Here is a 13,904-nt window from a genome sequence, read left to right on the forward strand (position 1 = left end):
TCAGGAAAACCGGCACGGCGTCGTCAATTCGCGCGCCGTGTCGAACTGGATCACCATCAGCACCGCCGGCTCCTGGCCCACCGTGCCCGACAGGTGGCCCTTGCGCCCGCCGGCCTCTCGGGTTCCCTGGTCCTCGCCGAATGAGATTTCGCCCGGTCCCATCTCGACGCGCGTGCCGTCCATCGATTCCACGAACCAGCGCCCGGACAGGGGCACGATCCATTGCGGGGCGGGGTTCTCGTGCCAAGCACCCTCCCAGCCGACCGGCTGCACCGTCACCATCACGGTCATCCCGTCATGGTGCTTGCAGCCCTGCCATTGCGGCGCGGCGGGCGGCTGCATGCTCTTCAGCTCGAACTCGGTCATCACGCAGCGTCGCTGCCGGCTGGTGCCGGTCTCGTCGGTGTAGAGGTGCCAATAGGGAACGGTGGGGGTCTCTAGGCTCATGGCGGGGGCTCACGGCTGGCTTGGGGCGGCATAGGGGTGGGTGGAAGAAAGCGGATCGGCGAGGAAGGAGGCGAGCCCACCGGCCTGCGTGCCGAAGGCGATGACGAGGAAGCCACCGGCGACGGCGAAATTCTTGAGGAAGTCCCACATCGTCTCGCGGCCCGTGGACGGCCCGCGCAACCGAAAATTCGGGGCGCGCCAGAACGGCTTGAAGAGCAGCGCCGTCACCACGCAGTAGCCGGCGAGAATGAAGGCGGCGAGCCGATCGGCGACGCCAGTGAGGACGCCGAGCGACATGACGACCTCGACGAAGAGGCCGACGAGGATCAGCCCCCTCGCCGCCGCAGTCGACGACGCGGCGCCCTTGGCCTGATCCACCGCGGCGGAGAAGTTCAGCACCTTGTCGAGAGCGCTGAAAGGCAGGAAGAGCAGCACCAGCGACAGGCGCGTCAGAAATGTGACGAGAGTCTCGATCAGCATGGCGCGTCTTTCCGGCGGTCTCGCCAAGGGAAGCTGCGGAGCGGGCTCTATGTTCCCGCAGCGGCGCGTGAACAAATGGTCATTCTCGCGCCGGGAACGCCGCGACGGCTCGGCGCTTTAGCGACGACCTGACATCAATGCACGCGCGGGGATCCACGTCATGATCGAAGATCGCTACGACGTCGTCATCGTCGGCTCCGGGCCGGGCGGCGCGACCATGGCCTGGAAGCTGGCGCAGACCGGCAAGCGCATCCTTCTCATCGAGCGCGGCGACTACCTGAAGCGCGAGCGCCAGAACTGGGACACGCAGGAGGTCTTCGCCAAGGCGCGCTATCAGGTCGACGAGACCTGGACCTCGTCGGACGGCGAGACGTTCAAGCCCGGCCTCCACTATTTCGTCGGCGGCAACTCGAAGGTCTACGGCGCGGTTCTCTTCCGGCTGCGGGTGGAGGATTTCGGCGACGTCCGCCATCCCGGCGGCACCGCGCCCGAATGGCCGGTGAAATACGACGAGTTCGAGCCCTACTACCAGGCGGCCGAAGAGCTGTTCGAGGTGCGCGGGCAACGCGGCGAGGACCCGACCGAACCACCCGCGCCCAAGCCTTACAAGCACGCGGCCATCCGCCACGAGCCGCGCATCCAGAAGCTGGCCGACGACTGGGAGCGAGAGGGGCTGCACCCCTTCCACCTGCCGATGGGCGCGCTGCTCGACCAGGACGAGACCGGCGCAGCGACGCCCGGCTCGCCGCTGCTGCGCTGCGATCCGTTCGACGGCTATCCCAGCCTCACCAACGGCAAGGCGGATGCGCAGGTGATCTGCGTCGATCCCGCGCTGAAGGCCCATCCGAACCTGACGCTCCTGAAGAACGCCACCGTCGAGCGGCTGATCACCGACGCCTCCGGCGGCACCGTCACCGGGGTCGAGACATCCGTCGAGGGGCGCCGGCACATGATCCGGGGCGACCTGGTGGTGGTCGCCTGCGGTGCGCTGTCCTCGGCGCTGTTGCTCCTGCGCTCGGGTGACGATCGGCACCCGGAAGGGTTGGCCAACGGCTCGGGTCTGGTGGGGCGCAACTACATGCGCCACAACAACGCCACCGTGCTCGCGATCTCGCGCGAGCCCAATCCGACGGAGTTCCAGAAGACGCTCGGTCTCAACGACTTCTACCACGCGCACGACAAGTCGCCGCTGAACCCGTTCGAGTTCCCGCTCGGCCACATCCAGATGGTCGGCAAGTCCGACGGCACGCAGATCGAGGTCGAGGGGCTGCCGGGCTTTCTCCAGTGGCTCCCCGAAAAGCCCTTCGACTGGATCGCCCGGCATTCGATCGACTTCTGGCTGACCTCCGAGGACCTGCCCGCCCCCGAGAACCGGGTGTTCTATCGCAGCGGCCAAGTGCATCTCGACTTGACGCAGACCAACATGGACGGCCACCGGCACCTTCGCGAGATGCTGCGAACGATCTGCGACAGGGCCGACATCCACCCGCATCTGATGGAGCGCACGCTCTATCTCGGCAAGGACACGCCGATCGGGGGCACCGCGCATCAGGCGGGAACGCTGCGCTTCGGCGAGAACCCTGCGACCTCCGTCCTCGACCGCGATTGCAGGGCGCACGGGATCGACAATCTCTACGTCACCGATGCCAGCTTCTTCCCCTCGATCGGCGCGGTGAACCCGACGCTCACCATCATCGCCAATGCCCTGAGGGTCGCCGACCATATCGCCGCCCGCCTGGGCGCCAGCCCATCCGCCGCCCCCTCTTCGAGAGCCCTTTCATGACGCAGCCCCTCGCCCCCGCCACCGCCGGATCGACCGCGCCGCCTTGCACCCTCGTGATCTTCGGCGCGGCGGGCGATCTGACGAAGCGCCTCCTCGTGCCCTCGCTCTACGATCTCGCCTCCGCCGGGCTGATCGACGGATCGATGCGCGTCCTCGGCGTCGACCGGGCCGATCTCGACGACCAGGCCTTTGCGGACGGGATCGGCCGCTCGCTGCACGAGCTCGCCGCCGACCCCGGCGCCGAGTTCAACGCCGGCACCATCCGCGACGAGATCTGGAACCCGCTGCGCTCGCGCTTCTCCTATCTGCGCGGCGACATCACCGACCCCGCCACCTTCGAGGCGCTGGGGGCCCGCATTTCGGGCAGCGCCGTCTTCTACTGCGCAGTCTCCTCACGCTTCTTCCTGCCCATCGCCTCCCGGCTCGGCCATGCCGGGCTGCTGCGCGAGAAAGACGGCGCCTTCCGCCGCCTCGTGGTGGAAAAGCCCTTCGGCAACGACCTCGCCTCGGCCCGCGCCCTCGACGCCGCGCTCCTGGCGCTCGCCAATGAGAGCCAGATCTACCGGATCGACCATTTCCTCGGGAAGGAGACGGTGCAGGCGATCATGGCGCTGCGCTTCGCCAACCGGATCTTCGAGCCCGTCTGGTCGGGCGAGCATATCGACCATGTCGAGATCACCGCCGCCGAGACGCTCGGCGTCGAGGGGCGCGGCGGCTTCTACGAGCAGGCCGGCGCCTTGCGCGACATGGTGCCGAACCATCTCTTCCAGCTTCTGTCGATGGTCGCCATGGAGCCGCCCGAGAGCTTCGAGCAGACGCAGGTGCGCGACGCAAAGGCCAAGCTTCTGGCCGCCGTGCGGCCGGTCGAGCCGGGCGACGCGGTGCGCGGCCAGTACGGCGCGGGCACGCTGAACGGCGCGGCGCGCGTCGCCTACCGCGCCGAGCCGAACGTCGCGCCCGACAGCACGACCGAAACCTATGCGGCGCTGAAGCTGACGATCGACACCCCGCGCTGGGCCGGCGTGCCCTTCTACCTGCGCTCGGGCAAGCGCATGAGCGCGCACCGCACCGAAGTCGTCGTCACCTTCAGGGCCCCGTCCCATCCCCTGTTCTCGGGCGCCAACGGCGCCGCGCCGGCGCCCAACCGCCTGATCCTCGAGATCGACGGCGAGAAGGGCGTGCGCACGCGCTTCCAGACCAAGCGGCCCGGTCCCGGCCTGGTCCTGGCGCCCGTCGTCGAGACCTTCCGCCACGAGGACTTCTTCCAGCGCACGCCCAATGTCGGCTACGAGACGCTGCTCCATGCCTGCATGAGCGGCGACGCCACGCTCTTCCAGCGCGCCGATTCGATCGAGGCGGCCTGGGCCGTGGTCGAGCCGCTGATCGAGGCCTGGGGCAAGGGGAGCCCCGAGATCTACGCCGCGGGATCCGACGGACCGGAGGGTGCCGATGCGCTGCTGGCGCGGGACGGCCATCGCTGGACGGCGCTCGGCGACGATCCCGACGCGCGCGTCGACGGCAATCCGGCGGCAAGGCCCGCCGCTTGAGCGCGGCGTCCCCGATCTTCGACACGGCGGAGGGCCGGCGCCTTCGCGAAGCCGACGCCGCCGGCTGGCGTCGCTGGGGCCCCTATCTCAGCGAGCGCCAATGGGGCACCGTGCGCGAGGACTACAGCGCCGACGGCGACGCCTGGACCTACCTGCCGCACGATCACGCCCGCTCGCGGGCCTATCGCTGGGGCGAGGACGGCATTGCCGGCTTCTGCGACGCGCACCAGCACTGGTGCCTGTCGCTGGCCCTGTGGAACGGCGCCGACGCCATTCTCAAGGAGCGCCTGTTCGGCCTCGCCAACGAGGAGGGCAACCACGGCGAGGACGTGAAGGAGGTCTGGTGGACCCTCGACGCCACGCCGACCCATTCCTACCAGCGGATGCTCTACCGCTATCCGCAAGGGCCGTTCCCGTATGCCGACCTCCTCGCCGAAAACGCGCGGCGCAAGGGCACGGACGCGCCGGAATACGAGATCGAGGATACCGGCATCTTCGCCGAGCGACGGCATTTCGACATCGAGATCGCCTATGCCAAGCGCACGCCCGACGACATCCTGATGCAGGTCTCGGTTCTCAACCGGGGCCCGCAGGCGGCGCCCCTCCATGTCCTGCCGCAGCTGACGGCGCGCAATATCTGGAGCTGGGGCGACGGCGGGGAGAAGCCGTGTCTCTCACCTGAGCCCGACGGCAGCGTGCTCGCCGCCCATCCCGGCTTCGCGCCTCGCCGGTTCGCCTCGCTGCAGCCGGCCCGCCTCCTCTTCTGCGAGAACGAGACGAATCGGCGCCGGCTCTACGGCGAAGGGCCGGACGGCGCCTTCAAGGACGCGATCTCGGACCATGTCGTCACCGGCGGCGCCAAGCCCCTGCCGGACAGCGGCACCAAATGCGCCCTCCTGTCGGCGCATCGGATCGAAGCCGGTGAGCGCCTCGTGCTGCGCTATCGCTGGTCGGCGCAGGAGGCCCCGCCGCTCGACACCGCCGGCTTCGACGCCGTCTTCGCCGAGCGCCTGCGCGAGGCCGACGACTATTATGCCGAACTCCAGAAGGACATCGCCGATCCCGACGCCCGGCTGGTGCAGCGCCAGGCGATCAGCGGCCTCCTCTGGTCGAAGCAGGTCTATCATTACGACGTGAAGCGCTGGCTGGACGGCGATCCCGGCCAGCCGCGCCCGCCCACGGAGCGCTTGGCGGGGCGCAACGCCGACTGGACGCATCTCAACAACGCCGACGTCGTGCTGATGCCCGACACCTGGGAATATCCCTGGTACGCCTCGTGGGACCTCGCCTTCCACGCCGTAGCGGTGGCGCTCGTTGATCCCGCCTTCGCCAAGGCGCAGCTCCTGCTGCTCACCCGTGAATGGTACATGCATCCGAGCGGCCAGCTGCCGGCCTACGAATGGGCGCTCGGCGACGCCAACCCGCCGATCCACGCCTTCGCCGCGCTGCGTGTCTACCGAATGGACGAGGCGCTGACGGGGTCGGGCGACCGCGGCTTCCTCGAGCGCATCTTCCACAAGCTGATGATCAACTTCACCTGGTGGGTGAACCGCAAGGACGCGGCGGGACGCAACCTCTTTCAGGGCGGCTTCCTCGGCCTCGACAATATCGGCGTCTTCGACCGCTCCGCGCCCATTCCCGGCGGCGGCTTCGTCGAGCAGTCCGACGGCACCGCCTGGATGGCGATGTATGCGCTCAACCTCATGCGCATGGCGCTGGAACTGGCGCGCGAGAACCCGGTCTACGAGGACGTCGCTACCAAGTTCTTTGAGCATTTCCTCGCCATCGCCTCGGCCATGACGCATGTCGGCGGCAGCGAGGCCGAGAAGGGCGCCTGCGGTCAGGGCCTCTGGGACGAGCGGGACGGCTTCTTCTACGACGCGCTGGTGCTGCCGGACGGCGCATCGACGACGCTGCGCGTTCGCTCCCTCGTCGGTCTCATCCCGCTCTGCGCGGTGGAGGTGCTCGACGCCGACATCGCCGCCCGCCATCCCGCCTTCGCGCGGCGTCTGAGCTGGATGCTGCAGAACCGGCCCGATCTCACCGCGCAGGTCTCGCGCTATTCGGAACCCGGCAAGGACGCGCGCCTCCTCCTGTCGCTCCTGCGCCGCCAGCGCATGACGGCGCTTCTCTCGCGCATGCTCGACGAGACGGAGTTCCTATCGCCCCACGGGCTGCGCTCGCTCTCCAAGGCGCATGGCGCGCATCCGTTCGCGCTGGATCTGGAGGGCACGCGCTACGAGGTGCGCTACGAGCCGGGCACTTCGGCTGCCGGGATCTTCGGCGGCAACTCGAACTGGCGCGGGCCGGTCTGGATGCCGCTCAACGTCATGCTCATCGAGGCGCTGCTGGAATTCGAGCGCTTCTACGGCGACGACTTCCAGGTGGAATATCCGGCGGGCTCCGGGCGGATGACCGGGCTGACGGCGATCGGCGAGGAGATCTCGCGCCGCCTCTGCTCGCTCTTCCTCAAGGACGCGAGCGGCCGGCGCCCCGCCATGGCGACGGCAGGCGATGCGCCGGACCCGGACGATGTCGACCGCGTGACGTTCAACGAGTTCTTCCACGGCGAGACCGGACAGGGCCTCGGCGCCTCGCACCAGACGGGCTGGACGGCGCTCGTCGCGCTGCTTCTCCAGCCGCGCCGGATCGTGCGCGGACAGGCCCTGCCGGTGGCCAAGCCATGACGATCGAGACGCTGATCGGCCAGTACGGCCTGCCCGCGATCTTCCTCGCGGCAGGTCTGGAGGGCGAGACCGCCGCGGTGCTGGCCGGGGTGATCGCCCATGCGGGCACCCTGCCCTTCTGGCAGGTCGCGGTGGCGGTCGCCCTCGGCTCGTTTACGGCCGACCAGATCTTCTTCCTCTGCGGCCGCTTCTTCCGCGAGGCCGCCTTCGTCCGGCGCATCAGCGCCAAGCCGTTCTTCGCCAGGTCACTTACCGAGTTCGAGAAGCGGCCGGTGCTTTTCACCTTCGGCTTCCGCTTCGTCTACGGGTTCCGGACCGTCAGCCCCATCGCCATCGGGACGACGCGCCTGCCGGCGCTGCGCTTCCTTGTCATCAACGTCTTTGCGGCCGCGACCTGGGCGCTCCTCTTCGTCTCCGCTGGCTACTGGTTCGGAAACGGCATCGAAGCCCTCTTCGGTCGTCTGAAGTCCGAGCATGGACTTCTCATAGGGTTGGCGGGCGCGGCGGTGATCGGCCTCGGCCTCGCCGTCTGGACGCGGCGTCGGTGGCGCACGAGGTAGAGCCGCCGTCAGCGCCGCGCGGGGGCCCGCCGGCTCGACGCTTCGGCATAGGCGAGGCGATCCGCCGCCTCGTTGCCGGCCGTCCCCGCATGGCCCTTGGTCCAGACCCAGCGGAGATCGCGCCCCGCGGCCAGCGCATCCAGCTCGCGCCAGAGATCGCGGTTGGCAACGCGCTCTCCTCGGCCGTTGCGCCAGCCTCGCGAGCGCCAGGGGCCGACCCAGCGGGTGATGCCCTCGACGAGATAGTGGCTGTCGCTGATGAGCGTCGCGGCCTCGCCGGGCGTCGCCCGCAGCGCCGCGATGGCGCCGGCGAGCTCCATCCGGTTGTTCGTGCTCGCGGCCTCTCCGCCGGTCAGCACCGTCTGGGCCAGGGAACGGCCCGCGCCGTCGCACCAATCGAGGATCGCCGCCCAGCCGCCGGCCCCGTTCCGCCCGAAGCAGGAGCCGTCGAGATGGATCAGGAGGCCGCTGCCGGCGTCTGGATGCGAGCCGTCCGCCGGGGCGTCAGACGCCGGTGAAGAGCCATTGGTGCTCGGGGGCATTGTGGAATTTCCAGGCGCGGCTCGGGCCGGCCATGACGTTGAGATAATAGCCGTCATAGCCGTGGATCGCGGCGACGGGATGATAGCCCCTGGGCACCAGCACGACGTCGCCGTCCTCCACCGCGATCGCCTCGTCGAGCGCGCGCTCGCCGCTCGCCTCGTCGCGGTCGGTGTAGACGCGCTGGAAGGCGAAGCCCTGCTGCGGGTTGAAGCGATGGTAGTAGGTCTCTTCCAGATAGCTCTCGGCCGGCAGGTCGTCCTGGTCGTGCTTGTGCGGGGGATAGGACGAGGTGTGCCCGCCCGGCGTGATCACCTCCACCACGAGGAGCGAATGGGCTGCGCCGTCGTCCTCGGGCATGATGTTGGTGACGTGGCGGGTGTTGGTGCCCTGACCCCGCGCCTTCTGCGGATGGGTGCCGGCGGGAATGGCGCGGGGGCCGAAGCCCGGCGCGCCCGGTGCCGAGCAGACGGCGAGTTCCACCGCGCCCACGGCCACGGCCTCCCAGCGCGCGCCCATCGGCACGTAGAGCGCATCGGGCGCCCCCTCGAACGGGCTGGCGCGCCCGCCCATCTCGCCGAAGTCGCGCCCGTCCACGGTGAAGCGCGCCCGGCCGGAAACGAGCACGAGGCAGACCTCCGTCTCGCCGGTCTCGGCGGCGACGCGCGCGCCGTCCTCCAGCGCATGAACAGCGAAGCCGACATAGCGCCATCCCGCGCTCTGCGGCGTCACCTCGTGGACGAGGCCCGTTCGGCCCCGCGGCCGCAGCTTGAGTTTCGACATGTCGCCTCCCCGGACGTGAGCCCCGGCGTTGCGCCGGCTCCGATATGGCGGCCACCTTATCGCGCCTCGTCGCGGCCGCCAAATCGAAGCGTGGAATGGCTGAGCGGTTTTATAGAGGTTCAGCCCGGAAATTTCAGTCGGCGAGCCTCGATGACGAGGCTGCATCCTGAAAGCCAGCCGTGACGAGGGCTGGCAAGACGGAAAGGAAACGAATATTCCATCTGCGGAACCGATCGTCCCAAAGGCCGCTCGGTCTTATCTTCGAGGAGAGCCATTCCGGTGACCGACGCGTCCCCAGCCCTGCCCGCCGATTTCGATGCGTTGAAGAACGAGATCCTCAACCGCAAGGCCAGCCTGCCCAAGCGCCTGCGGCAGGTCGCGATCTTCGCGCTCGACCATCCCGACGACATCGCCTTCGGCACGGTCGCCAGCGTATCGGCGGCGGCCGAGGTCCAACCCTCGACGTTGGTGCGCTTCGCGCAGCATCTGGGCTTCGAGGGTTTCTCCAGCCTGCAGGAGCTGTTCCGCGACCGGCTGCGCGAGCGCAAGCCCGGCTACGACGAGCGCCTGAGCGCGCTGCGCCACAGCCACGAGGACGGGCCGCAGGCGATCCTGCACGGGTTCGTCGGCGCCGCGCAGCGCTCGCTCGACCGGCTGGCCAGCGCCATCGACCCGGCGGCCTTCGAGCGCGCCGTCGCGATCCTCGCCAGGGCCGAGACGATCTATCTCGTCTCGAAGCGGCGCTCCTATCCGATCGGCTGCTACATGGCCTATGCCTTCGGCAAGCTCGGCATCCGCCATCAGATGGCCGGCACCGCGGCGGGGCTCGACGAGGACATCCTGGCGCTGGCGTCCCCGCGCGATGCCGCCTTCGCGGCGAGCTTCTCGCCCTATGCCTCCGAGACGATCAACCAGGCGCGCAGCCTCGCCGCCCGCCGCATCCCGGTGGTCTCGCTCACCGATTCGGCTTTCTCGCCGCTTGCCGAATGCTCGCGCGAATGGTTCGAACTGGCCGAGGCCGACCATGCCGGCTTCCGGCTCCTCTCGGCCTCGATGGCCTTCGCCATGGCGCTGACCGTGGCGGTGGCCGAAGAGCGCCAGCGCCTGCTCGATGATCCGAAATAGAACGCTGGTTCCATATTGACGTTGATCCGGCATTTATGTTTCATGGCCGGAAAACGGCATGAGGCCGGGCGAAGGGAGCTTTCCGTGAGGGCTCAGGTCGCTGGAAGGCACCGCTCGTCACAGGGAGGGATCCATGAACCCGACGGCTCCGACGCTGGACCTCGTTACTATCGGCCGATCCTCCGTGGATCTCTACGGCCAGCAGATCGGCACGCGGCTGGAGGATGTCGGCTCCTTCGCCAAGTCCGTCGGGGGATGCCCCACGAACATCGCGGTCGGCACGGCGCGGCTCGGCCTCAAATCGGCGCTGCTGACGCGCGTCGGCAACGAGCAGTTCGGCCGCTTCATCCGGGAGCAGCTGGCGCGCGAGGGCGTCGAGACGGCGGGCATCGCCACCGACCCGGAGCGGCTGACGGCGCTGGCGATCCTCTCGGTGGAGAGCGACAAGTCCTTCCCGCTGCTCTTCTACCGCGACAACTGCGCCGACAACGCGCTCTGCGAGGACGATGTCGACGAGGCGTTCATCCGCTCGGCGCGCGCCGTGCTGGTCACCGGCACCCATTTCGCCAAGCCCCACACCGACGCCGCGCAGCGAAAGGCGATGCGGATCGCCAAGGCGAACGGCGCGCGGATCGTGCTCGACATCGACTACCGCCCCAACCTCTGGGGCCTTGCCGGCCACGACGCGGGCGACAATCGCTACATCGCCTCCGAGGCGGTGTCGCAGAAGATGAAGACGGTGCTGGCCGATTGCGACCTCATCGTCGGCACCGAGGAGGAGGTGTTCATCGCCTCCGGCACGAGCGATCTTCTCGACGCGCTGAAGACGATCCGCGCCCATTCGGCGGCGACGATCGTCCTGAAGCGCGGGCCGATGGGCTGCATCGTCTATGATGGCGCGATCCCCGACGATCTCGAAGAGGGCATCGTCGGCAAGGGCTTCCCGATCGAGGTCTACAACGTGCTCGGTGCGGGCGATGCGTTCATGTCGGGCTTCCTGCGAGGCTGGCTGCGAGACGAGCCGCACGCGACCTCGGCGACCTGGGCCAATGCCTGCGGCGCCTTCGCCGTGTCGCGGCTTCTCTGTGCGCCGGAAATCCCGACCTGGGCGGAGCTACAGTATTTCCTGGCCAAGGGCAGCCCGGAACGGGCGCTGCGCAAGGACGCCGCGATCAACCACATCCATTGGGCGACGACGCGCCGGCGGGCAATCCCGCAGCTGATGGCCTTCGCCATCGATCACCGCTCGCAGCTGGAGGACCTGGCGGCGGGCGATCCGGCGCGCCTCGCCCGCATCCCCGAGTTCAAGGTGCTGGCCGTTCGCGCGGCGGCGAGCGTTGCGGCGGGCCGGCCGGGCTACGGCATGCTTCTCGACGACAAGTACGGGCGCGAGGCGCTGTTCGCCGCCGCGCGCGAGCCGGACTTCTGGGTCGCCAAGCCGATCGAGCAGCCGGGCTCGCGCCCGCTGCGCTTCGAATTCGGCCAGGATCTCGGCAGCCGGCTGGTGGAATGGCCGGTGGATCACTGCATCAAGGTGCTCTGCTTCTATCATCCCGACGACCCGGCCGAGCTGAAGGCCGTACAGATCGACAAGCTGCGCTCGGCCTTCGAGGCGGCGCGCAAGGTCGGGCGCGAGATCCTCATCGAGATCATCGCCGGCAAGCACGGGGCCCTCGACGACCACACGGTGGCGCGGGCCCTGAGCGAGATGTACGACGAAGGGCTGACGCCCGACTGGTGGAAGCTGGAGCCGCAGGCGAACCGGCGCGCCTTCGAGGAGATCGACGCGGTGATCGCGGCGCGCGATCCGCTCTGCCGCGGCGTGCTGCTGCTGGGGCTGGAGGCGCCGGTCGAGGCGCTGCGCGAGGGGTTCGAGGCAGCGCGTGCCTCGCGCTCGGTGAAGGGCTTCGCGGTCGGTCGCACGATCTGGGTGGAGGCGGCGCGGCGCTGGTTGGCCGGCGAGATCGACGACGCGGCGGCGGTGGCCGACATGGCCGCCCGGTTCCAGGTCCTGACGGACCTCTGGCTCGCCGCTGAAGCGGGCTGAACCGGCCGCCGCGCGAGCGACGCCCCAGGATGATGCGGCCGGGCCTTCAGGGTCCGCGCCGCAAGGGAGGACGAGAGACCGATGAATGCTCCAACAGTTCGCCTGACGATGGCCCAGGCCGTGGCGCGGTTCCTGACGCGGCAGATGACGGTGATCGACGGCGAGACCATGCCGATCTTCGGCGGCGTCTTCGCCATCTTCGGCCATGGCAACGTGGCGGGGCTCGGCGAGGCGCTCTACGGGGTGCGCGAGGAGATCATCACCTACCGGGCGCAGAACGAGCAGGGCATGGCGAACGCCGCCATCGCCTTCGCCAAGGCGAGCTTCCGCCGCCGCTTCATGGCCTGCACCACCTCGATCGGGCCGGGCGCGCTCAACATGGTCACATCCGCCGCGCTCGCCCATGCCAACCGCCTGCCGGTGCTGTTCCTGCCCGGCGACGTCTTCGCCGGTCGCCAGCCCGACCCGGTGCTCCAGCAGATCGAGGATTTCGGCGACGGCACGATGTCGGCCACCGACTGCTTCCGGCCGGTGTCGCGCTATTTCGACCGGATCACCCGCCCCGAGCAGATCGTGCCGGCGCTGCGCCGCGCCATGCAGGTGCTGACCGATCCCGCCGAATGCGGGCCGGTGACGCTAGCGCTCTGCCAGGACGTGCAGGCGGAAGCCTTCGACTATCCCGAAAGCTTCTTCGCGGAGCGGATCTGGGCGCCGCGCCGCATCCGGCCCGACGCCGAGGAACTCGCCGCCGCGCTCGAACGCCTCAGGTTAGCGAAGAAACCCCTCATCGTCGCCGGTGGCGGCGTCCTCTACTCGCAGGCGTCGGATGCCTTGCGCCGCTTCGCCGAGACGCACGGCGTTCCCGTCACTGAAACGCATGGCGGCAAGTCGTCCCTGCCGCATTCGCATGCGCTGAACATGGGCGCCGTCGGCGTCACCGGCTCGTCGGCCTCGAACGCGCTGGCGGCCGAGAGCGACCTGATCCTCGCCGTCGGCACCCGGCTCGCCGACTTCACCACCGGCTCCTGGGCGCTCTTCCAGAACCCCGAGGTCTCGCTCATCGGTCTCAACGTCCAGCCCTTCGACGCCGGCAAGCATGACGGGCTGCCGCTCGTGGCCGACGCCCTCACCGGCCTCGACGAACTCTCGGCGGGGCTTGGGGCCCATCGCTTCGATACGGCCTGGCAGGACAAGGCGATCAAGGGCAAGCGGGCGTGGATGGAGGCGACCGAGGCCGTGATCGCCCCGACCCATGCCGAACGCCCGAGCGACGCGGAGGTGATCGGCGCCGTGCACCGCGCCCGCAATTCGCCCGATACGATCCTCGTCTGCGCCGCCGGCGGCCTGCCGGGCGAATTGCACAAGCTCTGGCAGGCGGAGGCGCCAGGCGGCTACCACATGGAATACGGCTTCTCGACCATGGGCTACGAGATCGCCGGCGGCTTCGGCGTCAAGCTCGCCCATCCCGAGAAGGACGTCGTCGTCATGGTCGGCGACGGCTCCTACATGATGCTGAATTCCGAGATCGCCTCGTCGATCATGGCTGGGGCCAAGATCACGATCGTCGTCCTCGACAATGCCGGCTATGCTTGCATCAACCGGCTGCAGATGGCCTGCGGCGGCGCCAACTTCAACAACATGCTGGCCGACACCCACCATGTCGAACTGCCCAGGATCGACTTTGCCGCCCATGCCGCGGCGATGGGCGCTCATGCCCTGAAGGTCGCCTCGATCGGTGAGCTCGAAAGCGCGCTTGTCGAGACGAAGCGGGAGACGCGCACCACCGTCATCGTCATCGACACCGACCATCTGAAGACGACGCAAGCCGGCGGTCACTGGTGGGACGTGGCGGTGCCGGAGGTGTCAGTCCGCCCCGAGGTGCGCCGGGCGCGCGCGGGCTACGAG

The 13,904-nt window shown here is 69.1% G+C and carries 11 protein-coding genes; 7 read left to right on the plus strand and 4 right to left on the minus strand.

The genetic code is table 11. The features are described from left to right. Both AUL33_RS15155 and AUL33_RS15160 read right to left on the minus strand, forming a co-directional pair. Positions 1-447, minus strand: coding sequence for a hypothetical protein (locus AUL33_RS15155; protein WP_062209864.1), 447 nt, complete (start codon positions 445-447; stop codon positions 1-3). A 9-nt stretch (positions 448-456) separates the two neighbouring features. Beyond that, a complete protein-coding gene (locus tag AUL33_RS15160) occupies positions 457-927 on the minus strand; it encodes a DoxX family membrane protein (RefSeq protein WP_062209867.1) in 471 nt (156 codons plus the stop codon). A 160-nt stretch (positions 928-1,087) separates the two neighbouring features. Between AUL33_RS15160 and AUL33_RS15165 the strand changes: the two genes are divergently transcribed. The 4 genes from AUL33_RS15165 to AUL33_RS15180 are packed head-to-tail and all read left to right on the plus strand — an operon-like array spanning position 1,088 to position 7,504. After that, positions 1,088-2,710, plus strand: coding sequence for an FAD-dependent oxidoreductase (locus tag AUL33_RS15165; protein WP_062209870.1), 1,623 nt, complete (start codon positions 1,088-1,090; stop codon positions 2,708-2,710). Beyond that, entirely contained in the window at positions 2,707-4,257 is a 1,551-nt protein-coding gene (gene zwf, locus AUL33_RS15170) for a glucose-6-phosphate dehydrogenase (protein ID WP_062209873.1), read from the plus strand. Before AUL33_RS15165 ends, zwf begins: the two co-directional genes overlap by 4 nt. Further along, entirely contained in the window at positions 4,254-6,944 is a 2,691-nt protein-coding gene (locus AUL33_RS15175) for a hypothetical protein (protein WP_062209876.1), read from the plus strand. Before zwf ends, AUL33_RS15175 begins: the two co-directional genes overlap by 4 nt. Next, a complete protein-coding gene (locus AUL33_RS15180) occupies positions 6,941-7,504 on the plus strand; it encodes a DedA family protein (protein WP_062209880.1) in 564 nt (187 codons plus the stop codon). Before AUL33_RS15175 ends, AUL33_RS15180 begins: the two co-directional genes overlap by 4 nt. A gap of 8 nt (positions 7,505-7,512) precedes the next feature. Here AUL33_RS15180 and AUL33_RS15185 read toward each other — a convergent pair whose 3' ends face one another. Both AUL33_RS15185 and iolB read right to left on the minus strand, forming a co-directional pair. Then, the gene (locus AUL33_RS15185) at positions 7,513-8,046 is read right to left on the minus strand and encodes a ribonuclease H (RefSeq protein WP_082652627.1); all 534 of its coding nucleotides are present in this window, start codon (positions 8,044-8,046) and stop codon (positions 7,513-7,515) included. Then, complete coding sequence (gene iolB, locus AUL33_RS15190) at positions 8,009-8,827, minus strand: 5-deoxy-glucuronate isomerase (protein ID WP_062209883.1); 819 nt, start codon at positions 8,825-8,827, stop codon at positions 8,009-8,011. Before iolB ends, AUL33_RS15185 begins: the two co-directional genes overlap by 38 nt. Before the next feature lie 273 nt (positions 8,828-9,100). On the opposite strand from iolB, the gene AUL33_RS15195 reads away from it, so the two are divergent. From AUL33_RS15195 to iolD, 3 genes are all read left to right on the plus strand, one after another. Further along, positions 9,101-9,952, plus strand: coding sequence for a MurR/RpiR family transcriptional regulator (locus AUL33_RS15195; RefSeq protein ID WP_062209885.1), 852 nt, complete (start codon positions 9,101-9,103; stop codon positions 9,950-9,952). Positions 9,953-10,085: 133 nt separating this feature from the next. After that, on the plus strand, positions 10,086-11,999 hold the full coding sequence (iolC, locus tag AUL33_RS15200; protein WP_062209888.1) for a 5-dehydro-2-deoxygluconokinase: 1,914 nt from the start codon (positions 10,086-10,088) through the stop codon (positions 11,997-11,999). A gap of 81 nt (positions 12,000-12,080) precedes the next feature. Then, the coding region (gene iolD, locus AUL33_RS15205; RefSeq protein ID WP_062209916.1) for a 3D-(3,5/4)-trihydroxycyclohexane-1,2-dione acylhydrolase (decyclizing) at positions 12,081-13,904 on the plus strand (1,824 nt) is incomplete at its 3' end.

This window comes from Aureimonas sp. AU12 (assembly GCF_001463705.1).
GTDB lineage: Bacteria > Pseudomonadota > Alphaproteobacteria > Rhizobiales > Rhizobiaceae > Aureimonas.

Excerpts from the sequence above, each read along its gene's own strand:
- iolC (WP_062209888.1), top strand. The coding sequence starts at position 10,086 with ATGAACCCGACGGCTCCGACGCTGGACCTCGTTACTATCGGCCGATCC.
- AUL33_RS15155 (WP_062209864.1), bottom strand. The coding sequence starts at position 447 with ATGAGCCTAGAGACCCCCACCGTTCCCTATTGGCACCTCTACACCGAC.
- AUL33_RS15165 (WP_062209870.1), top strand. The coding sequence starts at position 1,088 with ATGATCGAAGATCGCTACGACGTCGTCATCGTCGGCTCCGGGCCGGGC.
- zwf (WP_062209873.1), top strand. The coding sequence starts at position 2,707 with ATGACGCAGCCCCTCGCCCCCGCCACCGCCGGATCGACCGCGCCGCCT.
- AUL33_RS15160 (WP_062209867.1), bottom strand. The coding sequence starts at position 927 with ATGCTGATCGAGACTCTCGTCACATTTCTGACGCGCCTGTCGCTGGTG.
- AUL33_RS15180 (WP_062209880.1), top strand. The coding sequence starts at position 6,941 with ATGACGATCGAGACGCTGATCGGCCAGTACGGCCTGCCCGCGATCTTC.
- AUL33_RS15185 (WP_082652627.1), bottom strand. The coding sequence starts at position 8,046 with ATGCCCCCGAGCACCAATGGCTCTTCACCGGCGTCTGACGCCCCGGCG.
- iolB (WP_062209883.1), bottom strand. The coding sequence starts at position 8,827 with ATGTCGAAACTCAAGCTGCGGCCGCGGGGCCGAACGGGCCTCGTCCAC.